At 67.5% G+C, this 26,015-nt stretch carries 22 protein-coding genes and 2 tRNA genes; 9 read left to right on the top strand and 15 right to left on the bottom strand.

The genetic code is table 11. The annotated features are described in order from the left end of the window. Window positions 1-193: 193 nt before the first annotated feature. On the bottom strand, window positions 194-901 hold the full coding sequence (locus V5F68_RS02820) for a GntR family transcriptional regulator (RefSeq protein ID WP_394014568.1): 708 nt from the start codon (window positions 899-901) through the stop codon (window positions 194-196). Between the two features lie 40 nt (window positions 902-941). Next, complete coding sequence (locus V5F68_RS02815) at window positions 942-2,051, bottom strand: glycerol dehydrogenase (RefSeq protein WP_394014569.1); 1,110 nt, start codon at window positions 2,049-2,051, stop codon at window positions 942-944. A 420-nt stretch (window positions 2,052-2,471) separates the two neighbouring features. Between V5F68_RS02815 and V5F68_RS02810 the strand changes: the two genes are divergently transcribed. From V5F68_RS02810 to V5F68_RS02795, 4 genes are all read left to right on the top strand, one after another. After that, window positions 2,472-3,365 carry a transketolase gene (locus V5F68_RS02810; RefSeq protein WP_394014570.1) on the top strand — a complete coding sequence of 298 codons (894 nt, stop codon included), beginning with the start codon at window positions 2,472-2,474 and terminating at the stop codon, window positions 3,363-3,365. Between the two features lie 3 nt (window positions 3,366-3,368). Next, entirely contained in the window at window positions 3,369-4,376 is a 1,008-nt protein-coding gene (locus tag V5F68_RS02805) for a transketolase family protein (RefSeq protein ID WP_394014571.1), read from the top strand. A gap of 197 nt (window positions 4,377-4,573) precedes the next feature. Continuing rightward, window positions 4,574-5,116, top strand: coding sequence for a 2,4'-dihydroxyacetophenone dioxygenase family protein (locus tag V5F68_RS02800; RefSeq protein WP_394014572.1), 543 nt, complete (start codon window positions 4,574-4,576; stop codon window positions 5,114-5,116). 205 nt (window positions 5,117-5,321) lie between these two features. After that, complete coding sequence (locus V5F68_RS02795; protein ID WP_394014573.1) at window positions 5,322-5,879, top strand: RBBP9/YdeN family alpha/beta hydrolase; 558 nt, start codon at window positions 5,322-5,324, stop codon at window positions 5,877-5,879. 9 nt (window positions 5,880-5,888) lie between these two features. On the opposite strand, the gene V5F68_RS02790 is transcribed toward V5F68_RS02795, so the two are convergent. Both V5F68_RS02790 and V5F68_RS02785 read right to left on the bottom strand, forming a co-directional pair. Beyond that, on the bottom strand, window positions 5,889-6,377 hold the full coding sequence (locus tag V5F68_RS02790; protein ID WP_394014574.1) for a group III truncated hemoglobin: 489 nt from the start codon (window positions 6,375-6,377) through the stop codon (window positions 5,889-5,891). A 114-nt stretch (window positions 6,378-6,491) separates the two neighbouring features. Beyond that, complete coding sequence (locus V5F68_RS02785; RefSeq protein ID WP_394014576.1) at window positions 6,492-7,001, bottom strand: peptide deformylase; 510 nt, start codon at window positions 6,999-7,001, stop codon at window positions 6,492-6,494. 230 nt (window positions 7,002-7,231) lie between these two features. Here V5F68_RS02785 and V5F68_RS02780 point away from each other — a divergent pair, with 230 nt between their 5' ends. Then, window positions 7,232-9,811, top strand: a complete 2,580-nt coding sequence (locus V5F68_RS02780; protein WP_394014577.1) for a cation-translocating P-type ATPase — start codon at window positions 7,232-7,234, stop codon at window positions 9,809-9,811. Between the two features lie 7 nt (window positions 9,812-9,818). On the opposite strand, the gene V5F68_RS02775 is transcribed toward V5F68_RS02780, so the two are convergent. The 6 genes from V5F68_RS02775 to V5F68_RS02750 all read right to left on the bottom strand — a co-directional run bounded on the left by V5F68_RS02775 (window position 9,819) and on the right by V5F68_RS02750 (window position 18,695). After that, window positions 9,819-10,802 (bottom strand): zinc-dependent alcohol dehydrogenase family protein, encoded by a 984-nt coding sequence (locus V5F68_RS02775; protein ID WP_394014579.1) that lies wholly within the window; start codon window positions 10,800-10,802, stop codon window positions 9,819-9,821. Window positions 10,803-10,834: 32 nt separating this feature from the next. After that, window positions 10,835-11,569 (bottom strand): CBS domain-containing protein, encoded by a 735-nt coding sequence (locus V5F68_RS02770; RefSeq protein WP_394014580.1) that lies wholly within the window; start codon window positions 11,567-11,569, stop codon window positions 10,835-10,837. A 98-nt stretch (window positions 11,570-11,667) separates the two neighbouring features. After that, window positions 11,668-12,789 (bottom strand): ABC transporter permease, encoded by a 1,122-nt coding sequence (locus V5F68_RS02765; protein WP_394014581.1) that lies wholly within the window; start codon window positions 12,787-12,789, stop codon window positions 11,668-11,670. A 1-nt stretch (window position 12,790) separates the two neighbouring features. Beyond that, on the bottom strand, window positions 12,791-15,508 hold the full coding sequence (rbbA, locus tag V5F68_RS02760) for a ribosome-associated ATPase/putative transporter RbbA (RefSeq protein WP_394014582.1): 2,718 nt from the start codon (window positions 15,506-15,508) through the stop codon (window positions 12,791-12,793). Beyond that, window positions 15,505-16,536, bottom strand: coding sequence for an HlyD family secretion protein (locus tag V5F68_RS02755; protein ID WP_394014583.1), 1,032 nt, complete (start codon window positions 16,534-16,536; stop codon window positions 15,505-15,507). The genes rbbA and V5F68_RS02755 overlap by 4 nt, the downstream gene beginning before the upstream one ends. Window positions 16,537-16,673: 137 nt before the next feature. Continuing rightward, on the bottom strand, window positions 16,674-18,695 hold the full coding sequence (locus tag V5F68_RS02750) for an acyltransferase family protein (RefSeq protein WP_394014584.1): 2,022 nt from the start codon (window positions 18,693-18,695) through the stop codon (window positions 16,674-16,676). A gap of 150 nt (window positions 18,696-18,845) precedes the next feature. Here V5F68_RS02750 and V5F68_RS02745 point away from each other — a divergent pair, with 150 nt between their 5' ends. Together V5F68_RS02745 and V5F68_RS02740 are read left to right on the top strand one after the other, a co-directional pair. Continuing rightward, window positions 18,846-19,133, top strand: coding sequence for a hypothetical protein (locus V5F68_RS02745; protein WP_394014585.1), 288 nt, complete (start codon window positions 18,846-18,848; stop codon window positions 19,131-19,133). Window positions 19,134-19,365: 232 nt separating this feature from the next. After that, on the top strand, window positions 19,366-20,073 hold the full coding sequence (locus V5F68_RS02740; RefSeq protein WP_394014586.1) for a hypothetical protein: 708 nt from the start codon (window positions 19,366-19,368) through the stop codon (window positions 20,071-20,073). A gap of 7 nt (window positions 20,074-20,080) precedes the next feature. Here the strand turns inward: V5F68_RS02740 and V5F68_RS02735 are convergent, their stop codons facing one another. Both V5F68_RS02735 and V5F68_RS02730 read right to left on the bottom strand, forming a co-directional pair. Next, window positions 20,081-20,656 carry a hypothetical protein gene (locus V5F68_RS02735; protein ID WP_394014587.1) on the bottom strand — a complete coding sequence of 192 codons (576 nt, stop codon included), beginning with the start codon at window positions 20,654-20,656 and terminating at the stop codon, window positions 20,081-20,083. A 264-nt stretch (window positions 20,657-20,920) separates the two neighbouring features. Next, on the bottom strand, window positions 20,921-22,573 hold the full coding sequence (locus V5F68_RS02730) for a PDC sensor domain-containing protein (RefSeq protein WP_394014588.1): 1,653 nt from the start codon (window positions 22,571-22,573) through the stop codon (window positions 20,921-20,923). A gap of 257 nt (window positions 22,574-22,830) precedes the next feature. Between V5F68_RS02730 and V5F68_RS02725 the strand changes: the two genes are divergently transcribed. Then, window positions 22,831-23,457 carry a flavin reductase family protein gene (locus V5F68_RS02725; RefSeq protein WP_394014589.1) on the top strand — a complete coding sequence of 209 codons (627 nt, stop codon included), beginning with the start codon at window positions 22,831-22,833 and terminating at the stop codon, window positions 23,455-23,457. A 99-nt stretch (window positions 23,458-23,556) separates the two neighbouring features. Here the strand turns inward: V5F68_RS02725 and V5F68_RS02720 are convergent. The 3 genes from V5F68_RS02720 to V5F68_RS02710 all read right to left on the bottom strand — a co-directional run bounded on the left by V5F68_RS02720 (window position 23,557) and on the right by V5F68_RS02710 (window position 24,449). Continuing rightward, a tRNA-Ala gene (locus V5F68_RS02720) sits at window positions 23,557-23,631 on the bottom strand. Window positions 23,632-23,812: 181 nt separating this feature from the next. Next, a tRNA-Ala gene (locus tag V5F68_RS02715) sits at window positions 23,813-23,888 on the bottom strand. Window positions 23,889-24,038: 150 nt separating this feature from the next. Further along, the gene (locus V5F68_RS02710; RefSeq protein ID WP_348847173.1) at window positions 24,039-24,449 is read right to left on the bottom strand and encodes a TIGR02300 family protein; all 411 of its coding nucleotides are present in this window, start codon (window positions 24,447-24,449) and stop codon (window positions 24,039-24,041) included. A gap of 192 nt (window positions 24,450-24,641) precedes the next feature. Here V5F68_RS02710 and aroA point away from each other — a divergent pair, with 192 nt between their 5' ends. After that, complete coding sequence (gene aroA / locus V5F68_RS02705) at window positions 24,642-26,015, top strand: 3-phosphoshikimate 1-carboxyvinyltransferase (RefSeq protein ID WP_394014590.1); 1,374 nt, start codon at window positions 24,642-24,644, stop codon at window positions 26,013-26,015.

Here is a 26,015-nt window from a genome sequence, read left to right as displayed (position 1 = left end):
TCAGGGCGGGCACGAGCGTGCTCCCCGCTCGGGCCTGCCGCCTCCCAGCCCTCCCCCGCACGCGGGAGAGGGCGCGCATTGGCGCTGATCGAGAACCGCCCCTCCAGCACGAGCCATAGATCCCCTCTCCCGTTTGCGGGGGAGGGTTAGGGAAGGGAAATCGGGCCGCACGGGCCGTGAGCAAACTGCGCCCCTACCCCAGCCGCTGGGCGACGCCATCCTTGCCGGCGGGCGCGCGCGATTGCGCCTCCACCCAGGCCACCAGCACGCGGCCCCATTCGATATCCGCCTGGATCGCCTCGCGCGCGGCCGCCGGATCGCGGGCGCGCAGCGCGGTGAGCACGTCGTAATGCTTGTGCTCCTTGCCGGCGATCTGGCGCGGCGGCATGGTGGAATGGAACACGCTCAAGAGCGGCCCCATCAGCGTCCACATGTTCTCGACGATGGATTCCACCCGCGGCAATTGGGCGATCTCCAGCAGCGCGAAATGGAAGTCGCGGTTCTTGATGCTGGCTTTCTTGGGATTGGTCGCCGCCGCCTCGATGAATTCGGCCTGGATCGCTTCCAGCTTGCGCAATTGCTTGTCGGTGATCAGCCGCGCCGCCCGCTCCGCCGCCACCCCTTCAAGCTGCACGCGGATGAGCTGGATCTCCTGCAGGCGTGCGGCATCCAGCAGCGGCACGTGGATGGCGGTGGCGGCCTTCATCTCCAGCGCCTGCTCGCTCACGAGGCGAAAGATCGCCTCGCGCACGGGGGTGATGCTGGTGCCGAGCTCGGCCGCCAGCGCTGAGATGCGCAGGCGCTCGCCGGGCTCGAACTGCCCGTCGATCAGCGCCCGCCGGATGCGGCCATAGACCCGCGCCGACAGATTCTCTTTCTCGACTTGCTGCAGCTCGGCCATCGGATCCCGCGATTCCCTGCTTAAACCCTCAAAACATATATCATATTGCCGCCCGCAGCGCCTGCGACCCGGTGCCCGCGCGCGCTTCCAGCGCGAGGATGGCGGCGACGATCTCGGCCTCGTCCAGCACGCGGGGGAAATGGCGGGCGTGGGGCGCAGTGAGGGTGAGGCGCGCGATGGTCTCGGCTTCCTCGCGCGTCGGCCCGGCGCCGGAGAGCGCGGCAAGGCTCGCCGGCAGGCCGATGCGGCCGTAGAAGGCGATGAGATCGTCCATGAAGGCCGCGTCCCGGCGTTCCAGGACCAATTGCACGAGCCCGCCATAGGCCACCTGCAAGCCATGGAGGGCATTGGCATATTTCGGCACGGCGGAGAGCCCGCGCGTCATGGAATGGGAAATGGAGAGGCCGCCGCTCTCAAACGAGAGCCCGCTCATCAGCACGGTCGCCTCCACCACCAGATCGAGCGCATCGTCGGCGCTCTTGCGGTCCACGGCGGCGAGCGCGTCCTCGGCATGGGCGCGCAGCACGTCGTAGCAGCCGCGCGCGAGGATCAGCGCGGTTTCCACGGGGGCCGCGCCGTAGATGTTCTTGCCCTTGGCGCGCACGCACTGTTCCACCTCGAACAGCTTCACCACCGCATCGCCGATGCCGGCGAGGAACAGATGGCGCGGCGCCTGGGCGATCACCTGCGTATCCACCACCACGAGGTCGGGATTGGCGGGGAGCTTCTCCACCGCCAGCAGGCGGTGGTGCTCGTCATAGAGCACGTAATTGTGGCTGGTGGGCGCGTCGGTGGAGGCGATGGTGGGGATGGTCGCGACCTTGGCGCCGAGCCGCCCGGCGAGCGCCTTGCCGGCATCGATGCACTTGCCGCCGCCGGCCGCCGCCACCAGGCTCGGCACGCGCGCGCCGCACTCCGCCACCAGCCGGTCCACCTCTGCGGGCGAGCTTTCGCCGCCGAACGCAATGCGCCGCAGGTCCACGCCGGCGGCGGCGCAGGCTTGCGCGATCCGCGCGCCATGGGCAGCGTCGATGAACGGGTCGATCACCAGCACCGCATCGGTGGCGATGCGGGCGATTTCCGTGCCCAGATGATCGAGCGCGCCAGCGCCCTGGATGTAGCGACGCGGGGCTCCGAAGACCTTCATCATTGCTTTTCCTCGACGGCGCGTTGGCCGCGCCAGATGTGAGTTTGAAGGATTGCCAATGCCCTTAACACGGCAATCGCATTTGGATGAGAATATGATATATCGTGTATGAGCGACCTGCAATTCGCCGCCCGAAGAAACCGCCGCAGGGCCGCCGCTTGAGGCTCGGCGGAGCCCCCTCACCCGCCCGCAGGCATGCGACCTCTCCCCGGCGGGGAGAGGTAACGAGCGGCATGTGCGGGAAACGACCCTCCTCTCCCCGCCGGGAGAGCGCCGGGGTGAGGGGCGCAACGCCGGATCTCCTTGCACAAGGATATATCATATTTTATGACTAGCTGGACGAAGCGCGAAAGCGCCGCTTCGCCGCATCAAGCCGCCCGCACCCTCGCACCGCGAAGGCGGCCGGAACATTTGGGAGCCCACATGAGCGCGGCCGCAAGCCCATCCTCACCGCCCGACCATCGCGCGTCGAATTTCCGGCCCACCCCGGAAACCATCGCGATGCTGCGGGAAAAAGCGCGCTTCGTGCGCCTGGAGACCATCCGGCTGATCGAAGTGGCCAAGGTCGGCCATTACAGCTCGGTCTTCAGCGCCGCCGAGATTTTCGCGGCGCTCTATTACGACATCATGGACATCGAGAAGGGCAATCCGACCCGGCCGGATCGCGACCGCTTCCTGATGGGCAAGGGCCACGCCGCCGTCGGCCTGTTCCCGATCCTGGCCGAGTTCGGCTACATCGCGAAAGAGGTGCTGGACAATTACACCCGCCTCGGCAACCCGCTCGGCGACCATCCCGACATGCGCAAGGTGCCGGGCATCGATTTCTCCTCCGGCTCCATCGGCCACGCCCTTTCCGCCGGCCTCGGCATGGCGCTCGGCGGGCGCATGCAGAAGCTTAATTTCAACGTGTTCGTCATGCTGGGCGACGGCGAGATGCAGGAAGGCCAGGTGTGGGAAGCGGCCCTTTCCGCTGCCCACCACAAGGCCTCCAAACTGGTTGCCATCATCGACCGCAACGGCTTCCAGCTGGACGGCGCCGTGGACGATGTCATGGGCATCGAGCCGCTGGACGAGAAATGGCGCGCCTTCGGCTGGGAGGTGCACGTCGTCGACGGGCACAATCTCGAAGCGTTGACGACGCTCCTGCGCCAGGTGAAGGCGGACGAAAGGCGCACCAAGCCCTGCTGCATCATCGCCCGCACCGTGAAGGGCAAGGGCGTCTCCTACATGGAAACCGAGCCCGGCTGGCACCTCGGCTATCTCGATCCCTCCGACGCGAAGATCGCGGTCGAAGAAATCATGAACAGGGACATCTGAACCATGAGCGAAACCCTGTCCCCCAATCGCCCGCTCTCGCCCAATTCCTGGCAATACCGGGAAATCAACGCCAAGACCCCCGGCCTCAGCTATCTGTCGGATGCACTGATCTCGCTGGCCGAAGCCGGCGAGCCCGTGGTGGCCGGCTCCGCCGACCTGCAATATTCCAACGGCCTCGCCAAGTTCGCGCAGCGCTATCCCGACCGCTACATCCAGTTCGGCATTTCCGAGCAGAACATGGTGACGGCGGCGGCGGGCCTCGCCACCACCGGGCTCAAGCCCTATGTGGCGACCTTCGCCTCCTTCCTCGGGCTTCTGTGCTGCGAGCAGATCCGCATGGATGTCGCCTATTGCGGCCAGCCGGTGCGGCTCATCGGCCACCACACGGGCATTTCGCTCGGCTTCTACGGCACCTCGCACCACGCGACCGAGGACATTTCCACCATGCGCGCGATCGCGGATCTCACCGTGGTCTCGCCCGCCGACGGCCCGCAGCTCGCCGCCGCCATCAAGGCCTCGGCGCACTATCCCGAGCCGATCTATTTCCGCATCGGCCGCGGCCGCGAGCCGGATGTCTACGGGCCGGATGTCACCTTCGTATTCGGCAAGGCCATCGAGCATTTCGCGGGCGATGAGATAACCATCATCGCCTGCGGCCTGCCGGTGCATTCGGCGCTTGAGGCGGCGCGCAAGCTGAACGCGGCGGGCCGCTCGGTGGGGGTCATCGACATGCCCACCATCAAGCCCATCGACAAGGCGGCGATCCTGAAGGCGGCCGCGCGCTCCAAGGTGCTGATGACGGCCGAGGAGCACAATGTGCTCGGCGGCCTCGGCAGCGCGGTGGCCGAAGTGCTCACGGAAGTTGGCGCGGGCGTAAAACTGATCCGCCACGGCATCCATGACGAATACAGCCTGATTGCCCCGCCGACCCATCTCTATGCCCATTACAAGCTCGACGCCGCCGGCATCGAGCACGTGGTGCTGAACGCCATCGGTGGTGCCAAGGGCTGAAGTGGGATCTCCGCAACGCCCCCTCTCCCTGCCGGGGAGAGGGTCGGGGTGAGGGGGCCACGAACACCAGCCGACACACGCCAAGGCATATCTCGCGCCCCGGCCTCCACCGCAGCGCACAGCACGCCGTCCACGTCTTTGCTACCATGCCGGCAAGCGGACAACCGCGATCGCCCGTAACGGGAGGAAACCGAAGAATGACCCAGCCTCAGCATCGCCCCGCCGCCCCCATCGACGAGAAGTGGCAGCCCTATCGCAAGCCCCAGCCGGCCGAGGCGCGCCCCGAACTGGTGGTGCCGAACGCCATTCCCACAGATGAGCGCGTGTGGGTGCCGCTGGAGGAGAATGTGTGGTTCCGCCCGCTGCTGCTTTCCGCCTCCAGCGGCTATTGGATGAACCTGCTGAAGGTGCGCAAGGCCGGCGTGCTGTCCCGCCACCGCCACCCGCTGCCGGTGCACGGCTATGTCATCAAGGGCTCCTGGCGCTATCTCGAACACGATTGGATCGCCACCGAAGGCGGATATGTCTATGAGGCGCCGGGCGAGACCCACACCCTCGTTGTCGATCCCCATGTGGAAGAGATGATCACCCTGTTCCAGGTGAACGGCGCGATGATCTATGTGGACCCGGACGGCAATGTGACCGGCTTCGACGATGTTTTCACCCGGATCGACAAGTGCCGCGCCCATTATGCCGGCAATGGCCTCGGGGCCGACTATATCGACCAGTTCATTCGCTGAATTTCGCGGAAATCGCGGCGAAATCCACGTCAAAGCCCGGCGATCCTGTCGGCGCGCCGAAGTTCGACCGAATCTCCACGGAAGAGGACGAACAAGGGCCGAGATCGCCTTTCGCGGTGATGTTCGTCCGCGCAGCCGGCATGAAATTCGGCGATCTGGCATCGGCGCGTTCGCCCGCGGGCGCGCAAGCGACGAAGGCAGGCGCATGCTCCGCACCATGGACGATTTCGACATCCTGATCCTGCCCGGCTGGGCCAATGCCGGGCCGGACCACTGGCAAACCCAATGGCAGCAAGCCTTTCCCGCCCTGCGCCGGGTGGAGCAGGACGAGTGGCTGCGGCCGGTCTATGCCGATTGGGCGGCCCGCCTGTCGGAACAGGTCGCCCTCTGCCGCAAGCCGGCCGTGCTGGTCGCCCACAGCCTCGGCACCTCCCTGGTGATGAAATGGGCCCATGAGGAACCGGCCGCAAAGGTCGCCGGCGCCCTCCTCGTCGCCCCCTCCGACCGCGACAGCCCGACCGCCGCCGAGCGGTCCGGATTCGCGCCTATGATCTTGAAGCCGCTGCCTTTTCCCTCGCTCGTCGCGGCCAGCCGGAACGATCCACACGTGTCGCTGGAGCGGGCGCGCACGTTCGCGCAAGCCTGGGGATCGCAGGTCGCGGACGTCGGTGCGCTGGGCCATATCGGCTCCGACGCCAAGCTGGGCCTGTGGCCCCAGGGGCTGGTGCTGCTGGGCCAGTTGCTCGCCACACTGGAACCTTGAGGCCGCCCTTCAGGACAGCGCCGGGCGCCGGCGAGGCGAAGCTATCTGATTGTTTTTCGAGGCGATTCCCAATTCCAGGCTGTCGGCGATGCGGCGGGCGCGGATGATGAAATGCGTCGCAGCAGCCGGCGGGCACAGCTCCCGTGCGGTCGCCTCGAACAGGTCCAGCCAGCGGTCGAAATGGACGCCGGAAATCGGCAGGGGCAAATGGCGCGGCATGGGCTGGCCGTGGTAGCGGCCCGTCATGAGCGCCACGGACGACCAGAAAAGACAAAGCTTTTCAAGATGATCGCCCCAGTCGACGACCCGCTCCTCGAAGATCGGGCCGATCAGCGCGTCGCCCCGCACCCGGTCGTAGAACGTGAAGACGAGGCTGCGGATCATCGCCTCGTCGATGCCGGTTTCGGCCATGATGGCGCGGGTTGCTTCCGCGCGGCGGGCGATCATCTGCTCGCTCTCGCCGCTGACGATACGCTCGCGCGCCGTCTCCTCGGCCATGGCCGCCCTCCTCCGCGCGCACCGGCGATCGCGCCATGTGCCTGATAAGCCAAGGGCTTAGCCGCGCCCCGGCAGAACCGCAATCCGGGATTTCCCGGAGGCGGGCAGCGCCGCTCAGGCGCTGGACGCGGCACGCGCAAGCTTCTCGAACCGCTTCACCACCCGCTCGCGCCGCAGCCGCGAGAGCTTCTGAAGCCAGAAGATGCCGTCCAGCTGGTCGATCTCGTGCTGCAAGCACACGGCCAGCAGCCCGTCCGCCTCCACTTCCTGGGGCGTTCCCTCAAGGTCCTGATATTGCACGCGAACCCGCGCCGGGCGCTCCACCTCGTCGACCACGCCCGGCATGGAGACGCTGCCCTCGGGGTGGCGTCCGAGCTCGGGCGAGGACCAGCTGACGCGCGGATTAACGTAGATCCGCGTGTGCCCCTCCTCCGGAAGGTCCAGCACCACCAGCCGCAGCGGCACGCCGACGTGGGGCGCGGTGATCCCGATCCCAGGTGCCGCCTTCATGGTGTCGCGCAGATCCTGCGACAGGGCCGCGAGGGCCGCATCGAACTGAGTCACCTCGGCCGCCGCCTGCCGCAGCCTCGGATCTGGAAACCGAACGATCTCACACACCGCCATGCCTGCTCCTCCGTCCCGCCTTCATAACGGGCCGCGCCGTCCAGGGCATCCATGTAGCGTCGTAGCCCGGCATCATTCCGTTAGGGAAATTCATCCCGCTTGCGCTGCATCAATCGCGCCGCCCCGGTGCGCGCCTACCCTCCCGGCAGAAGGACGTGCCGCGCCCATGTCTTGCAGGCTGCCTTTCAAGACTCTTTCCCGGGGCCCGACCTTCGATGAGGATAGGGGCGATGCCACAGTCTGCCGGAAAACTCCAGGACCAGACCGGCCCCGCCCCGCCGGAGCTGGAGAACGGCCTCACGGACGCGGAAGCGGCCGCGCGCCTGCGCCGCGACGGGCCCAATGAACTGCCAGCGGGCGAGCATCGCTCGCCGCTGAAGATCATTCTCGACACCATCCGCGAACCCATGTTCGCGCTGCTGCTGGCGGCGGGCCTACTGTATTTCGTGGTCGGCGATCCGACCGAGGCGGTGATCCTGTTCGGCTTCGCCACGCTGTCCGTGCTGATCGCGGTGGTGCAGGAATTGCGCACCGAACGCGCCCTCGAGGCCCTGCGCGACCTCTCCAGCCCGCGCGCCTTGGTGATCCGCGACGGCGTGCAGAAGCGTATTCCCGGGCGCGAGGTGGTGCGCGGCGATCTGATCGTCATCGCCGAGGGCGACCGGGTGGCGGCCGATGCCCTGCTGATCGCCACCGCCGCGCTGGAAATCGACGAATCCCTGCTCACCGGCGAATCGGTGCCGGTGCCGAAGGCCTCCGCCTCCGCCGGCGAGATCGCCGGGCGCGGCGAACTCCATGCGGATACGGACGACCGCAGCGCGGCTTTCTCCGGCACACTGGTGGTGCGCGGGCAAGGGCGGGGCATCGTGGTCGGCATCGGCCGAAAGACCGAACTCGGCCGCATCGGCCAGAGCCTCGGCACCATTGAGCGCGAACCCCCGCGCCTGCGCGCGCAAACCCGGCGGCTGGTGCGCCTGTTCGCCGTGGCTGGCATCTCCATCAGCATTCTCGCCGCCGTGCTCTACGGGCTTGCAGGCAACGATTGGACCAGCGCGACGCTGGGCGGCATCGCGCTCGCCATGGCCATGCTGCCGGAGGAATTTCCGCTTATTCTCACGGTCTTCACCGTCATGGGCGCGATCCGCATCGCCAAGGCCCGCGTGCTGACGCGGCGCGCGGCGGCAATCGAGGCGCTCGGCGCCGCGACCGTGCTGTGCACAGACAAGACCGGCACGCTCACCCAGAACCGCATGACCGTGGTGGAGCTGCGCGACGCCGAAGGCGCGCCGGTGGATCTTTCGGACGCAGACACGGCCCTCGCGCCCGAGGCGGCGCACCTCGCGCTGCTTGCGGCGCACTCCAGCCGCGACCGCACCTTCGACCCCATGGAGCGCGCCTTCCACGACCTCGCCGCCCGCGCCGGGAGCACGCCGCCATGGCCGCCCGTGGCGGTCTGCGATTTTGATCTGCGCGACGATCTCCCCGCCATGGCGCGGGCCTGGGGCATGGCCGACGAGACGCCTCGCCTCGCCGCCAAGGGCGCGCCGGAGGCCATCGTGCGCCTCTGCCGCCTGCCTCCCGGAAAAGCCCAGCAGGCGCTAGCCGCCGCCGCCGACATGGCGGGACGCGGTCTGCGGGTGCTCGGCCTTGCCGAAGGCGAATTGCGCGAAGCGGCGGACCCTCGCCTGGAGGGGCAGGACCTCGCCTTCCGGGGCCTGATCGCGCTTGCCGATCCGCTGCGGCCCGGCGTGCGGGAGGCGGTGGGCGAATGCCGCGCCGCCGGCATCCGCATCGCCATGGTCACGGGCGATCATCCCGCCACCGCCGCCGCCATCGCGCGTGCCGCCGGGCTCGAGGCAGAGCCGGTGCTCACTGGGCGGGAGCTCGCCGCGCTCGATCCGCAGGCCTTCGCAACGGCGGTGGCGCAAGCGGCGGTGTTCGCGCGCATCGTGCCGGAGCAGAAGTTGAAGATCGTCGAGGCCTTGAAGGCGCAGGGCGCCATTGTCGCCATGACCGGCGACGGGGTGAACGACGCGCCCGCCCTCAAGTCGGCCCATATCGGCATCGCCATGGGCGGACGCGGCACGGACGTCGCCCGCGAGGCGGCGGCGATGGTGCTGCTGGACGACGATTTCAATTCCATCGTGCGCACCATCCGCCTCGGCCGGCGCACGTTCGACAATCTGCGCAAGGCCATGGGCTATGTGCTCGCCATGCATGTGCCGATCGCCGGGCTCGCCTTCCTGCCGCTCGCGCTCGGCCTGCCGCCGCTGCTCGGGCCACTGCATATCGCGTTCCTGGAAATGGTGATCGACCCGGTCTGCTCCATCGCCTTCGAGGCCGAGCCGGAGGAGCCGGACCTGATGCAGCGCCCGCCGCGCAAGGCCACTGACGCCCTTCTGCCGCCCGCGCTGATGGCCTGGAGCGTGATCCAGGGGCTCGCTGCCTTTGCCGCCGCGGGCGGCGTCTATGTGCTATCCCTGTATGCCGAATTGCCGCCGGATGTGGTGCGCGGGCGCGCCTTCCTCACCCTCATTCTCGCCAGCGTCGGGCTGATCGTCGTGGACCGCTCCTTCAGCTCCTCGCTGCTGACGGCGCTGACCCGGCCCAATTCCGCTCTGGTTGCGGTGATGGGCCTGGCGGCGGTCATGCTGGTGATCGTGCTCGACGTGCCGCCGGCGGCCGCGCTGTTCCGGTTCGGCCACGTGGGCCTCGCCGGGGTCGGCATCGCCTTCGCCGCGGCGATCGCCATGATGCTGGTGCTGGAACTCGCCAAGGCCCTGGGCATCGCCGCGCGGCTGCGGCGCTGAAAAGCCTCTAAGGCACCAGCACCGCCGCGCCCTGGAAGCGGCCGGCCCGCAGATCCGCAAGCGCCTCGTTCGCCCGTTCCAGCGGGTAAACGGTGGTGGTCGTCTTCACCCCGGCCTTTGGCGCGAGCGCGAGGAATTCGTGCGCATCCGCGCGCGTGAGATTGGCGACGGACAGCACCTGCCGCTCCTCCCACAGGATGGAATAGGGGAATTGCGGAATGTCACTCATGTGGATGCCGCCGCACACCACGCGCCCGCCCTTGCGCACCGCCCGCAAAGCGTTCGGCACCAGCGCGCCGACGGGGGCGAAGAGGATGGCGGCGTCAAGCGGCTCGGGCGGCGTTTCGTCCGAGCTGCCGGCCCAGCGGGCGCCGAGGGAAAGGGCCATCGCCTGCGCGGCCGTGTCCCCCGCGCGGGTGAAGGCATAGACCTCGCGTCCCTGCCAGCGGCACACCTGGGCCAGGATGTGGGCCGCCGCGCCGAAGCCATAGAGCCCGACGCGCCGCCCTTCGCCGGCTTTCACGAGGGAGCGCCAGCCGATCAACCCCGCACACAGCAAAGGCGCTGCCGCCACCGGATCGTCGAAGCCGTCGAGCGGAAAGGCGAAATCGGCATCCGCCACCACATGGGAGGCGAAGCCGCCGTCGCGGGTGAAGCCGGTGAAGGCGGGCGTGTCGCACAGGTTTTCCTGGCCCGAGGCGCAATAGGGACAATGCCCGCAGGTGTGGCCGAGCCAGGGAATGCCGACCCGCGTTCCGAGCGCCGGGCGCGTCACCCCTTCCCCCAGCGCCTCCACAATGCCAACGATCTCGTGGCCCGGCACAATGGGCAGCACCGGGTTCGGCAGATCGCCGTCCACCACGTGCAGGTCGGTGCGGCACACCGCGCAGGCCTCTACCCGCACCCGGATTTCGCCAAAGGCAGGGATGGGAGCGGGCCGCTGTTCCAGCACCAAAGGCGCGCCGATGGTGTGGAGGACCATGGCCTTCATGTCGTGCTCCCGTCGGGCCTGAAGGCGGGGTTTCAGGCCGCGCCGCGCTCGGCCGCGTCCGCGCCCGGCGGCAGGATCACCATGCCGGACATGGGCTCGACCCACACCAATTGATCGACCACGCTGGTCACGCCCGGTACGTTCTCCGCGCAGACCCGCGCCGCCATGCGCTCGCGGTCATCGAAGATGGTGCCGCGCAACTCGGCGACGCCGTTTTCCAAATGCACCCGGATCAGCCCGCTGCCGCTCCAGGGCTGCCGCGCCAGCTCGGACAGAATGGCGGCGCGCAGGCGCGCATCGTCGGTCTCAACCACCGAGGCGGTCGGCAGCGCGGCGGCCAGGGCCCGCAGCAGGTCCGACCGGGAGATGATGCCGACCAGCTTTCCATTCTCGACCACCGGTAGGCGCTTCACCCGGGCCCGCGTCATGGTCTCGACGATCTCGGAGAGCGGCGCGTCCTTGGTGGTGGTGAGCACGTCGCACGTCATCACCTCTTCCACCTTGCGGCCGTGGGCGTGGACATATTCCTCCGCCTCTTTGCCGGGGCTCGCGATCAGTTCCAGCCACCAGGAGCGTTTGACCTGCGTGCCGAGTTCGGCGCGCCGTAGGAAATCGCCCTCGGTGACCATGCCGACGAGCGTGCCGTCCTTGGCGACGACCGGCAGGCCGCTGATGTGTTGCGCCAGCATCAGGCGCGCGGCATCGGCGATGGATGTGGTGGGTTCAACGCTGATGACCGGCGTGGTCATCACATTCGCAACGCGCATGGTCGCCTCCCGCGGCTCCCGCTGAATGAAGTGCAGTTCGCATTGTGGCCCGCAGGCGGGATGCTGCATTGAGCCGCATCAACACTACCCGGACACCCTCATTGTGCTCCAAGCAGGGCCTTGCGGAACCGCAGGGCCGCCAGCGCGAAGAACGCCGCGCCGATGGCGAGCAGCGCCAGGAGCTGCGGCCAGACGATAGCCAATCCAGCGCCGCGGTAAAGGATCGCCTGCGAGAGCGCCACGAAATGCGTCGAGGGCGAAAACTGCATCACATTCTGCAACCAAGCCGGCATGCTTTCCAGCGGCGTGGTGCTGCCGGAAAGCAGGTTCATGACGATCAGGATCGGCATCACGATCAGTCCGAACTGGGCCATGGAGGTGGAGACGGTCGCCACAAGAATGCCGAGCGAGGTGACCGAGAATTGATAGGTGACGGTCGCCAGAATGAACAAGGCGAGCGAGCCTTGCACCGGCACCGCCAGGATGTGTTCCACCACCACCACCAGCGACAGAATGGCCGCGACGACGATGACGAGCCCGTTCGCCCAGATCTTCGCCAGCATTATTTCGATGGGGGTCACCGGCATCACCAGCAGATGCTCGATGGTGCCGTGCTCGCGTTCGCGGATCAGCGCCGCGCCCGAGAGGATGACCGCCAGCATGGTGATGTTGTTGATGACCTGCATCACCGCCGTGAACCAGGCGGACTTGAGGTTGGGATTGAATTTCGCGCGCATCACCACGGCGATGGGCTGCGCCTGGGTGGTGCCCGGCAGGGCGGTGCTGACTTCCTGGAGGATGATGTTCTGAAGGTAGGACGCGCCGTTGCCCGCCTGGGACATGGCGGTGGCGTCCACATCGATCTGCACCGTCGGATGCTTGCCGGAAATGGCGTCCTGCTCGAATTTCGGCGGGATCTCCACCACGAACACGAAGCGGCCGGAATCCATCACGCTGTCGATCTCGTTGGCGCCGATCAGCACCGGCTCCTTGAAGAAGGGCTTCAGGATCGCCGCCCGCACCTGCCGCGAGAGCGCCGACTGGTCCTCGTCCACCACCGCGACGGCGGCATTTTCCACCTCGAACTTCGCGCCGCTGGCCACCGCATAGATGGCGAAGGTGAAGGTATAGACGATCAGCCCCAGTAGCACCGGATCGGCCTTGAGGCTGTAAAGCTCCTTGATGCCGAGGCGCCAGATGCGCATGAGGCGGGCGCGCATGTCAGGCGCCCTGCTTGCGCAGCGCGAGCACCGCCGCGCCGATGAAGCCGAGCGCAAACAGCACCAGCACCGCGATGTTGGGCCACAGCGCGGCAAAGCCGAGCGCTTTCGCGAAAACCCCGACGCTCACCGGCTGATACCAGGCGGCGGGAAAGGCGAGCCCCATCAGCCGCGCCCCGCCGGAGAGCGAGGACACTGGCACCAGCAGGCCGGAAAAATTCACCGCCGGAAGGATGGCGAGGATCGAGGTTGCGAAGATCGCCGCGACCTGGCTGGAAACGAAGCTCGAGACGAACAGGCCGAAGCCGGTGGTGGCGAACACATAGGCGAGCGAACCCAGCGCCAGCGTCGCGAAAGACCCCTTCAGCGGCACCTGGAAAAACAAGGTGGCCAGCACCACCAGCGACAGAAAGCTCAGGAAGGCGATGAAGACATAGGGCAATTGCTTGCCCAGCAGGAATTCCACCTTGGTGACGGGCGTGGATTGGAAATTGGAGATGGAGCCGGTCTCCTTCTCCTTGACGATGCCGAGCGCGGTCATCACCGCCGGGATCAGCACCAGCATCAGCACGATCACGCTCGGCACGATGGCGTTGACGCTCTTGAACGCCTGATTATAGCGGAAGCGGGTGTCGATCTCGATCGGGTAGAGCGGCACCGCATGGCCATAGCGCCGCAGCATTTCGTCGGCCATATAGGTTTGCGCAAGGCCGGAGACGTAGCCGCGCGTGGTCTCGGCGCGGAACGGCATGGCGCCGTCCACCCATACCCCGACCTCGGGCTGGCGGTCGCGCTGCAATTGCTTGCCGAAATCTGACGGCACCTCGATCGCCACCGAGAGTTCGCCGCTCTTCATGCGCGTATCGAGCTGCGTTGTGGAATTGATGGGCGCCTTCTCGGTGAAATAGCGCGAGCCCTGGAAGCTTTCGAGCAATTGCCGGCTCTGGGCGCTCTGGTCCTGGTCGAAGGCGGCGTAGGGCAGATGCTCCACGTCGAACGACACGCCATAGCCGAAGGTGAACAACAGCAGCACCGGGCCGATGAAGGCGAAGGCGAGGCGGGCGGGATCGCGCAGGATCTCCAGCGTCTCGCGCCACGCATAAGCCCACAGGCGGCGCAGATCGACCCGGCGCGGCGGACCGGACGATGCCGGAACAGCGGCTTCGGAGACCGCCGCGTCGCCCTCCTGCCCCATGCCGGCCTGCTCCAGCACGGCGATGAACACCGCTTCCAGCGACTGCGTCTTGCGCTCCGCCTTCAGTGCGTCCGGCGTTCCGACCGCCAGCACCTTGCCCTGATGCATCAATGAGATGCGGTCGCAGCGCTCGGCCTCGTTCATGAAATGGGTGGAGAGAAAGATCGTCACCCCGTCCTCGCGCGACAAGGCGATCAGCTGTCGCCAGAAGCCGTCCCGCGCCACCGGATCGACACCGGAGGTCGGCTCGTCCAGGATCAGGATCTCCGGCCGGTGGATGATCGCCACCGCGAGCTGCAAGCGCTGGCGGATGCCGAGCGGCAGGCTCTCCGGCCGCGTGTCCGCAACCTCGGACAGGTCGAAGCGGGTCAGCATTTCCTCTACGCGCGGCACGATAGTGTCGGGCGGCAGCTCGAACAATTGGGCGTGCAGCATCAGATTCTGCCGCACGGTGAGTTCGGTATAGAGCGAGAACGCCTGGGACATGTAGCCGACGCGGCGGCGCGTCTCCATGTCCCCGGCGTCGAGCTTCTGGCCGAAGAGGCGCGCCTCGCCCTCGCTGGCCGGCAACAGGCCGGTCAGCATCTTCATGGTGGTGCTCTTGCCCGAGCCGTTGGAGCCGAGAAAGCCGAAGATCTCGCCCTTTTCGATGCGAAAGCTCACATGGTCCACGGCCGTGAAGGCGCCGAAGCGGCAGGTGAGCCCTTCCGCCTCGATGGCCGGCACGCCGTCCTGCGGCACGCGGGGCACCTGCACCACCGGCCCGTCGGCACTGCGCGCCTCTTGCGGCAGCAGCGCCACGAAGGCCCGTTCCAGCGTCGACTCGCCGGTGCGGGTCTTGATCTCCCGCGGGCTGCCGCTGGCGATCACGTGGCCGTCGTGCAAAGCGGCGAGCCAGTCGAATGCGTCCGCCTCCTCCATATAGGCGGTCGCGACGATGACGCTCATGCCCGGCCGCCGCGCCCGCATGCGGGAGATGAGATCCCAGAACTGGCGGCGCGAAAGCGGGTCGATGCCGGTGGTCGGCTCGTCCAGGATCAGCAGATCGGGATCGTGGATCAGCGCCGTGCAGATGCCGAGCTTCTGCTTCATGCCGCCGGAGAGCTTGCCCGCCGGCCGGTCGGCGAACGGGGCAAGGCCTGTGGCGGCCAGCAGCTCGGCGCTGCGCGCCCGCCGCTCTGCCGCGCCCTGGCCGAACAGACGGCCGAAGAAATCGAGATTTTCCGCCACCGAGAGCGTGGGATAGAGGTTGCGCCCCAGCCCCTGGGGCATGAAGGCAATGCGCGCACCGGTGAGGCGCCGCAGCTCGCGGTCCGCCATGTTGGCGCCGAGCACCTCGACCGAACCGGCCTGGATCTTCGTGATGCCGGCGGCGAGCGAGAGCAAGGTGGATTTGCCCACACCGTCGGGGCCGATAAGGCCAGTCATGCAGCCGGAGGGGATCTCAAGGTCGACACCGCCGAGCGCGACCGTCTTGCCATAATGATGGACGACCCCGGCAAAGCGGACCGCCGCCTCGCTCATTGGGGAAGCTTCACGGCAAGTTCCGCCGGCCAGACCGCCGTGCGGCTGGTGCGCACGAAAGCGGTGCCGCGCACGCCGGTCTTCACCTGCGCCTCATATTGCTTCAGCAGGCTCGGCGCGATCTTCAGCTTCACCCGGAACATCAGCTTCTCGCGCTCGTCCGCCGTTTCCACCGTCTTGGGCGTGAACTGCGCCTCAGTGGCAACGAAGGACACCGTCGCCGGGATCACATAATCGGGCGCCGGATCGAGCACGATGCGCGCCTCGTCGCCGAAGCCGAGCCGCCCGGCCACGCGGGCCGGCAGGAACACCGTCATGTAGACGTCCGCAAGGTCGAGCAAGGTCGCGATCGGCGCGCCGGCGGCGACAACCTCGCCCGATTGCACGAGCTTGTATTCGATACGCCCGCGCCGCGGCGCGGTGAGCACGGAATCGTCGAGCTGGGAGCGAATGCGCGCCACGTCCGCCCGCGCGCTATCGGCGGCGGCCTGCGCTTGGTCGAAGCTGGCTTGAGCCGCCCGCTTGGCGCCTTCGGCCACGTTCATCTGGCTGCGCCGCTGATCCAGCGACTGGATGGTGCCATAGCCGCGCTCGCTCAAGGTCGCGGCTCGTTCGTATTCCTGGTGGGCGAGCAGCACTTCGCTTTCGCGCTGGGTGATGGCCGCCTGCGCCTCGGTCATGGCCTTTTCGGCACGGCGCACCTGCGCTTCCGCGCCCGAAAGCTGGGCATCGAGTTCGGCCGTGTCCATGCGCGCGACAACCGCGCCCTGGTCCACCGTCTGGCCCTCTTCCACCAGCACCTGGAGCACCCGGCCGGCGAATTTGGCGGAGATCAGGACCTGTTCCGCCTCGAGCCGCCCGTTGGTGCTGGTGATATCGGCCGGCAACTTGTTGCCCGCAAGCTTTTGCCAGAAGCCGTGCAGCCGATCGCCGAGGTTCTTGGACTCCTGCGCGGCGACAGGGCCCGCGCAGAGCGCGACGAGGGCGATCTGGCACGCGAAGAGAAGCGCGATCGGACGGCAGCGCACGAATGGACTCCTGCGAGCAAAAAACGCGGCAAGCGAAGGCTGGCAGATTTAGCGCAGCATCGCTGCCCTATCATTGACGCACATCATGCGCCTGTCCGTTCGCCAAAAGCTATGAAAACAGAAAGGCCGGCACGAACCTATTTATCCGCACGGGTTCCAGCCGGCGCAGCATTTCCCGCTCGCAGCAGATCGGCCAAGCCAAGCCGCGCCGCCAGTGCCCGGGTGGCAGCGGGCGAGAGGTTGCGGCGGATATGATCGAGATCATAATAGAGGAACTCGCCCTCCACCGTGGATTGGCAGCTGTCCGGTCCGCACAGCGTGTCGGCGGGAATGGCGATGGTCGCATCCCCATAACGCCCGCGCATCGCCCGGAACACATCGTTCACGTCGCGCTGCCAGGGATCGTAATCGCCTTCAGCGAGCCGGCTCACGGTGCGCCCGCACGGCGCGCGCAGCAGCGAGCCGTCGTTGGCGGCCACGCAGGGCACGGGGTCGCTGGCCCAATGGGGAATGTCCGCCATCACCAGTACCCGCCGCCCAGGTGCGGCAAGGCGCGGGATCAGATCGTCGAACCCTTCCTGCAGCAGGCGGCGGCCCGCCTCGTAGCCCACCGCCTCGCCCGGATGGCGATAGAGATTTTGGGCAGTGGCCGGCCACGCGCCGGCGAGGATCACGAGCGTGATGTCGGGCGCCGCCTTCAGCAGGGCGAGCACCGCCGCACGCGAGGCACGGCAATCCTCGTTATAGGTCGGGATTCCCGCGAAATCGCGCCGGATGCCGCCGGCCTCAATGATCGCCGGGCAGGCGCGGAACAATGCGATCGACGTGTCGGCCTCCCGGCCGGCCACATCCAGCATTGGCATGAGCTGCTCGGCATGGCTGTCGCCCCAGATGATCGCCCGCGTGCCGGCGCTCGCCCACGGGGCGCCAACGGCGCATAGGCCCTTCGCGGGCCCATCGGGCACGTGCTGCGGGCAGGTCCAATCCCACATGCGGTCGCGCCATCCCATGGCCTGAAGCTGCGGCGACACTCGCCCGGGCAACCCGCCGGTGAAGAAGATCGCAAGGCCGAATGCCGCGACGGAGCCGGCCGCCAGGGCCCCGACACCGACGCTCACGCGCGGCGCTGGCCGCATGTGGCGGAACGGCTGTTCCACGAACCGCCATGACAGCCATGCCGCCGCAAACGAAAGCACCAGTGCGGCCGCGCCCCAGGCAAGTTTCAGTCGCTCGCCGTTCTGATAGTGCCGCATCAGCACGATGATCGGCCAATGCCAGAGATAGAGCGAATAGGAGATCCGCCCGACGAACGGCAGCGGCGCCAGCGCCAGCGACCGTGCCATACGGGTCGGCGCCCCGGTGGGCATCAACAGCAGCGCCGTCCCGAGCACAGGGGCGAGCGCATTGGCGCCCGGAAACGGGCTCTGCGCCGTCAGCAGCAGCATCGGCACCAGAATAGCCAGCAGGCCGGCGAGCTTCAGCACATCGCCCAAGCGGGCAGATATTGCGCCCGTCCAGGCGGCGGGGATGAACACCAGCGCCCCGCCGACGGCCAGTTCCCAGGCCCGTGTCCAGGGCTGGTAGAAGGCGCTCTTGGGATTGGTGCCCACCTTCTGCACCGCATAGGCGAAGCTCGCCAGGATGAGCGCGCCCACCAGCGCCGGTACCAGGCGCGGCCAGCGCGCGGAAAGCCGCAGCGCGGTGACGAGCAGGAGCGGCCACACCACGTAGAATTGCTCCTCAACGCCCAGCGACCAGGTGTGGAGCAGCGGCATGGTCTCCGCCGCCGCGTTGAAATAGCCGGTGTTGCGCAGGAAGAAGAAGTTCGAGATGCCGCCCGCCGCATAGGCCGCGCTGCGGCCGAGCACCGCATAATCGCCGGGCGTGAGAACGAAAGAGCCGGCGACCAATGTCGCCAGCACCACGAGTGCCAGGGCGGGCACGATGCGGCGCACCCGGCGGTCATAGAAGCGCAGCAGGGAGAACGACCCGTCCCGCACGTCGGCGACGATGTTCGCAGTGATGAGGTAGCCCGAGATCACGAAGAACACATCGACGCCGACGAACCCGCCCGGCACGCCGGGAACGCCGAGGTGAAACAGCAGCACGCTCAGCACGGCTATGGCGCGGACGCCGTCGATATCCAGGCGGTAGGTCATCGGGCAGATGCTTTAGGCCACTCACCCGCCGCCCGGCAACCCGCCGCCGATCCCATCACGTGTGACGCAAGCGTGGCGGGCGGTGTCGGCGGACGCAATTCGTGCTACCTCCTGCCCCAGTCACCGCACCCACACCCCTCGGAGCGCCAGATGGCCGATATTCCCGCCCTGATCCTCACCGGCCTGCGGATCAGCTTCCTGCATCCCGAGGACATGCCGAGCGCGCTGATCCTCGATGTCACCACCGACGAAGGCGAGCAGCGTTTCGTCCTGCCGTGCGACCCCGCGCTCGACAGCGAGACGGTGGAGCAGATCGGCGATGAATTCATGGATTGCCTCGACCGCCTGATCGCCCCCTCCGACGACGAGGACGAGGACGGCGAAGAGGGTGAGGAAGACGAGGACGAGACCGGCGACGGCAACGACGAGAAGCGCTGATCCTATCGACGCGTTGGACGCGGGTGCGCGGGGCTTTCCCCGCGATCGGCCCGAATCAACGCCTCCGCGCCCGCTTAACTCCATTGAGGCCGGCCGGCCGATGCAGGGCGCTTGGAACGACACGGCGCGCGGATCAAGGCGCGTCAATGACAAATCCCGCGGAAACGTGACCTTGGGCTGGCACAAAATGGCGTGTCCGGCGTTGGTATCACACCACGACCAAGGACATGACATGCCCTTTCGACCCGCACGGCTCTGGCACCCTCCGTCTCGCCATGCGCCAAGTCCGCCGCCGGGCGGCGCCCAACGCCGACTTGCCCGCGCCACAGCCGTGCTGGACAGTCATCCTCACGCGGCCCTGATTTCGACTGCCGCGGTGACCCGCCCGCTGGTGATTTTGCTCGCGTTTGCGCTGCTGTGCCTGATGGGGCTCGGCGCCATGGCAGAGCCCGCGCTTACGCCCACCGGCCACCCTGCTCTTTCCAAGTTGATAACCGTAGCGGCGATGGACATGGCGCAGAGCAGTGCGCCGCAGGCACAATCGCCCGCAACAACGCCCACCGTCCCGCCTTCTCCGGCTCCCGCCATCGCGCCGTTGCCCCAGCCCGCCCCGGTGCCCGCGCCGCCCGGCTCAGGTGCCGACGTGCCGAAGGAAAAGGCAGCGGCAGAACCCTCTTCGGACACCGCCCTGGTGCGCACCTGCAAGACCCGAGCGCTGGCCGTCCTGAGGCAGCGCTCGCCCTCCATCGAGGACATCTTCATCGACGTGGACGGCCTCACCGTGGCGGAAGCCGATTCGACGGTGGGCAACGAGAAGGTTCGCCACGTTCTGATGGGCGAGGCCTATATTCAGCGCGACAAGACGGACAAGGTGCACCGCTTCCTCTGCCTCACAGGCGACGAGGGAAAGGTGCTGATGACCTTCTTCACCGAACGCTAGCTGGGTCTCATTGCTGGGCGATGCATTTGGGCTTGCCGCTCTGGGTGCGCGCGAGCGCGGGAAACGCGATGCGGGTTTCGACGGCCAGTGCCGCGCCAAGGCCATTCGCCGCATATTCCTTGAATTTCGGACAGTTGGCCGCGTTCGCCGGCCCGGTCACCGCCCAGAGCGTCACGCCCGACGCAGCGATCTTCACCGGCACCTGATCGTCATAGGGAAGCGCGAGCGCGACCTTGCGCGCCGCAAGGTCATAGATCACCAGCACCCGGCTCGGCCCCGTTCCCCGATCCATCACGAGATGAGTGCCGGCAAGGCCGAGAACGGTGTCGGCCTCGTCCGCCGTGCTGATTTCGATATCCCCGCTGCGCTTCGAAAAGATGCAGGGACCGGCGGCATTCGCCGGCACGGCGCGGGCAATGATGTCGTTGCCCGCCGCGCTTGTGCGCTCGCGGGAGATGACCTGAAAGCCGCCACCGAACTTGCACTGCGCCTCATTCGCCGATGCGGACGAGACGAGGCCAGGGGCAGAAAGACCTGCGAGGCTAGCAAGCAGAGACAGGGCGAGGCGAAATGTGCGGTGCATGCGTGCTCCGATTTCCGGCCCCAGGGCCGATCGCGCGTCTCAAGCACGAACCCGTGGTCGAAGTCGAGCCCTGCGCCCCCGGCCGGCGGCATCCTCCACCTTTGGCTTCAGCATGCGGAACACAATGGAGGCGGAGACGTTGCCCCTGCAGCATCCGCAAACAAGAGGCACGTCATGAACAATTTGATCTATATCGTTGGCTTGGTGGTGGTGGTTCTTGCCGTGCTGTCGTTCTTCGGCCTGCGCTGACCCTGGCTCCGCCGCTCAGGCTTCGCGCGGAGACTCGTCTCTGCGGCTGAGAGCGGCGGGAATCCATAGCCGCGCCTCCGGCCCCAGTGGCCCCCGCGTGATCTGCAGGCTGCCGCCCGCGCTGGTCGCGAAGGCTCTCGTCTCTTCAAATCGCGCAGAGCTGGCCCCAGCGTCCTCCGCTTGCCTGCTGCAGGCGGCGGACAGCGTGACGCAGACGTAATCGCCCGCTTCCACGCCCTCCAACTCCGAGCGGATCCCCTCGCGGCGCGCGCTAAGCGTGATCTGACTGCCGGCATCGGCGCGCTGCTTCACATACATCGTGAGATCCATCACCGCCAATTCGAACCGCGCGCCGTCCACGAACACGTCGAGCCCCTTCCCGTCGCCGGTCAGGTCGATTTGGATCGGCGGCCATACCGAGCCGATCAGGAGACATCTGACGTTGTTGAGCACGGTGGGCGCGTGGACGATCCGCGGCGTCGCCCCGCGCCGTCCAGCGTCGAGGAGGCGCTGGGCGAGGCGTACCCCATGAACGGCGCCGTTCAGAGCGTCGGACTCCGACTCGTCTCCGTCCGCCCGGTGTCCGGCGCCAACGAATGTGAGATCGCCCAGCACCGGCGTCAGGACACGATCCACAGCGGCGGCGGTCTGGTCGCTCAGCGCACCACGCGGCGCGGCGGCCTGCCGGTTCCGGGTGAGCGCGCCGCGTCCCCGCATCCTGGCCGGTCGGCCGGTCAGCACCGCCAGCGCGAAGCTGGCGAGCCCGCCCGCGAGAAAATAGCCGGCCGCCCGCTTGTACCAGGAGGACAGAATGTCACCCTCGCTGAGCGCATAGACCACTGTGAGGTCGGTGCCGGGAACGGCGCGATAGGCGGCCGCAGCAGGACTTCCCTCGATCAGCGCGGTAGCGGCGAGCAGGCCGGATTCGTGCTTGAGGCGCTCCTCCGGCACGTCGGGAATGACCACTGGCGCCTCGGGCGGCGCGCGCACGTCCGGTGAGCGCAGCAGTAAGGTGCCGTCCTTGCGCACCAGCGCCGCCACCGCACCCGTGGCAGGCACCAGCAGGCCGCGATAGGACGCATGAAAATATTCCGGAAAGACGATGGCGCCAATGACGCCGCCAAAAACCCCGTCCCGCCAGACCGCGCGGCTCACCGAGAACGACACGGACCGGCTCGCGCTGCCCCGGAATGGAACCGAGAACGCCAGCCCGTCCTGACCCGCCTTCGCGGAAACGAAGAACTCGCGCTGGCTAAGGTCGCGCTCGGGGGCGGGATAGGTGCGGCTGGTTGAGGCCAGGCTGCCTTTCTCGTCGATGACGAAGGCCAGTTCGAGTTCCGGCATCCGGCGCACCAGGCTTGCCAGCAATTGATGCATGTCGGTGTCGGTGCGCAGGGCCGTCACCGGGCGCGTGCCGAGCGTTTCGCGCACCTGGGCAAGAGCGAGATCAACCGAGAGGAACAACGCACCGGCGTGCTCGGACAATACGTGGGCAGAGGCGATGACCTTCTGGCGCCCCGCCTTCAATTCCGACTCCCGATCGAACCAGACGACCAGCGCCACCAGAACGAGAGGCAAACCGACCACCGCCACGATGCGTGCAAGTCCCGGCAGACTGGCGCGCCGCGCACCAAACCGGCGCAGCACTTGTGGAATGCCGATCTTCATACCTCCTGCCCCCCCTGCAGCGGGACCGACCATAGTCCAGCCGCGCGGGGGTGATCAAACCAGCGGGCTAACGGTCCTAACAGGATAGCAAGAGGGTCACGCGCGGTTCGCGCAGCAACCCGGCCCTCGGCAGCACCTGCGGCGTGCGAGCGAATCGGGATTCCCATACGCAGAAGTGTGCTGCGCCGCGCGGGAGCAGCCTGCGCCGATCGATAGCTTGCGCCTAAGATGCGCGGTCAATGCGGGGATAGAGCACCATGACGGGCGACGCCTATTATTTCTACACGCCGGCCGAGGGCCACGGCCTGCCGCACGATCCGCTGAACGCCATCGTCGGGCCGCGCCCCATCGGCTGGATTTCATCGCGTTCGGCCGAGGGGACACTGAATCTTGCTCCCTACAGCTTCTTCAACGCCTTCAACTATCGCCCGCCCATCATCGGTTTTTCCAGCGTCGGCTGGAAGCACAGCGTCGCCAATATCGAGGCGACCGGCGTGTTCGCCTGGAATCTGGCGACCCGGCCGCTGGCCGAGGCGATGAACGCCACCAGCGCCGCCGTGCCCGCGAATGTGGACGAATTCGCCCTCGCCGGCCTCACCCCCGCGCCGAGCCGCCATATCGACGTGCCGCGCGTGGCGCAGAGCCCGGTCTCGTTCGAATGCCGGCTGACCCAGCTGATCCAGCTGCGCAGCGCGGCAGGCGAAGCGATCGACTCGTGGCTGGTGCTGGGCGAAGTGGTGGGCGTGCATATCGCCCGCACCCTGCTGAAGGACGGGATCTATCAGACGGCAGAAGCTCATCCCGTGCTGCGGGCCGGCGGACCGAGCGGCTATGTGGAGGTCACGCCGGAGGCCGTGTTCCACATGTGGCGGCCGGGCGCCTGAGGCGGCACCCGTCAATCACCGGCACGAGCCGGATGCGCCCTGCTGCGTCCATCGCTTCGGCCCTGAGACCGAGGTTCGGGAATTTCAGGAAAAGAGATTTGGTGGGCCAGGCGGAATCGAACCGCCGACCTCTTGAATGCCATTCAAGCGCTCTCCCAACTGAGCTATGACCCCACCGGGCCGCGGGCTTCGCGCTGCCACCTCGCCGCGGGCAAACCGCCCAATTCGAAGCGCTGGCGCGTCGGGAACTCCCGCGACGTTTCCCGGGGAAAGATCGCCCCCGGGCACGAGCGGGCCTTGAGGCGGCCCGCAATCCTTATAGCCTTATCTCTTTTCAGAGCCGGCGGAAACGAAATGGTGGAGCCAGACGGAATCGAACCGACGACCTCTTCAATGCCATTGAAGCGCTCTCCCAACTGAGCTATGGCCCCACCGGATCGCGAGGTGCGCGCAGGCGGTCATTTAAATGACATGGGATGTCAATTAAGGAACCAGTTGCGCGTCGGGATGCCCCGCGACGGATGCCAGGGGAATCGCGCCCCCCGGCGAGAGCGGCCTTTAAGCACAGGCCGCAGACCGTATCAAGCCTCTTCGTCGTCCTCGAGGCCCTCGCCGATCAAATCGGAGACGTCGTCCCCTTCGTCCTCATCCTCTTCGAGGAACGTGTCGTCGTCCGCGTCCGCGACGAGGTCGTCATCGACGTCCACATCCACGTCCACGTCGTCCACCGGGACCTTGGCGCCGACGGCTTCCTCATCCGCCTCTTCCAGGCTGATGACCTCGACGTCCGGCACCTCCTCGTCCGCGTCCGCGGCCACGGGCACGGCGGCGGCACGGGCCGCTTCGCCGCGGCTGCGGACCACCGGCTCGAAATAGGAGCGTGGATAGGACTCGCCGGTGAAGGGAGACACCACCGGGTCCTTGTTCAAGTCGTAAAACTTGCGCCCTGTAACAGGACAGATGCGCTTGGTGCCGAGTTCTGGCTTCGCCACGGCAAAGATCCTAGGGGGCTGTCAAAAGGAGGGTGCTCCATTGGCGAAACCCCATGCCCCTGTCAAGCACCGAATCCGCATCGGCCGCGTGGCCAGCGTGCACGAGCTTGTGTTAGACGGCATGCAATCCATCCTGGAACGGCGGCCGGCGGGGCTTTGCGAGGGTCCGCGCGCCGAAAATGGGAGCAGTCCATGTCCAGCGCCGTCGCTCATTCTTCTTCCCATGGCCATGGGGAAAATGTCGTTCCCGGCGCAAGCCTGCCTTCGCCGGGCCTCGCCGGAACGGTGCGCGTGCCGGGCGACAAATCGGTTTCCCACCGCGCGCTGATGTTCGGCGCCCTGGCGCGCGGGGAAACCCGCATCACCGGCCTGCTGGAGGGCGAGGACGTGCTGAACACCGCCAAGGCCTGCATCCAGCTCGGGGCGGAGGTGGAGCGCCTTGGCCCGGGCGAATGGCGGGTGGTGGGCGTTGGCGCGGGCCATCTGAAGAGCCCCGAGGCGCCGCTGGATTTCGGCAATTCCGGCACCGGCGCCCGACTGATGATGGGCGTGGTTGCGGGAAACCCCATCGTCGCGACCTTCGACGGCGATGCCAGCCTGCGCCGCCGGCCCATGAAGCGGGTGCTGGACCCGCTCGTCGCCATGGGCGTGGTGGTGGAAGAGGAAGCCCCCGGCGGCCGCCTGCCGCTACGCCTCAAGGGCCTCACCGAACTGAAGGCCTTCACCTATGAAACCCCCGTGCCTTCGGCGCAGGTGAAGTCCGCAGTGCTGCTGGCCGGGCTTGCCGCGAGCGGCGACACGGTGGTGGTGGAGCGCGAATCCACCCGCGACCATACCGAGCGCATGCTGACCCATTTCGGCGCCGACGTGCGCGTCGAGCCCCACGGCGCCCACGGCCGCCGCATCACCCTCGCCGGCCGGCCGGACCTGAAGGGCGCTCCCGTGGCGGTGCCGTCCGATCCCTCCTCCGCCGCCTTCCCGCTGGTGGCGGCGCTGATCGTGCCCGGTTCCGACATCATCCTGAAAGACGTGATGATGAATCCGCTGCGCACCGGCCTCATCACCACGCTGAAGGAGATGGGCGCCTCCATCGAGACGCTTTCAGAGCGTACGGAGGGCGGCGAGGTCGTGGCCGATCTGCGCGTGCGCCACTCTGTGCTGACCGGCGTCGACGTGCCGCCGGAGCGCGCGCCCTCGATGATCGATGAATATCCGGTGCTCGCCGTGGCGGCGGCGTTCGCGCGGGGCACGACCCGCATGCGCGGCCTCAACGAGCTGCGGGTGAAGGAGAGCGACCGTCTCGCCGCCGTGGCCGACGGGCTCGCCGTCTGCGGCGTACCCTATGAAATCATCGGCGACGATCTGCTGGTCACCGGCCTCGGGCCGGACGGGGTCGTGGGTGGCGGGCCGGTGGCGACCCATATGGACCACCGCATCGCCATGGCGTTTCTGGTGATGGGCTTCGCCGCCCGCGAGGGCGTGCGCGTGGACGACATGACCTTCATCGCCACCTCCTTCCCCACCTTCGTGCCCATGATGGGCGGCCTCGGCGCTGTGCTGAAGTGA

Origin of the sequence: Roseixanthobacter pseudopolyaromaticivorans (genome assembly GCF_043195145.2) — a bacterium.
Lineage (GTDB): Bacteria > Pseudomonadota > Alphaproteobacteria > Rhizobiales > Xanthobacteraceae > NCEH01.
This window is presented reverse-complemented; position numbering and strand designations above follow the sequence as displayed.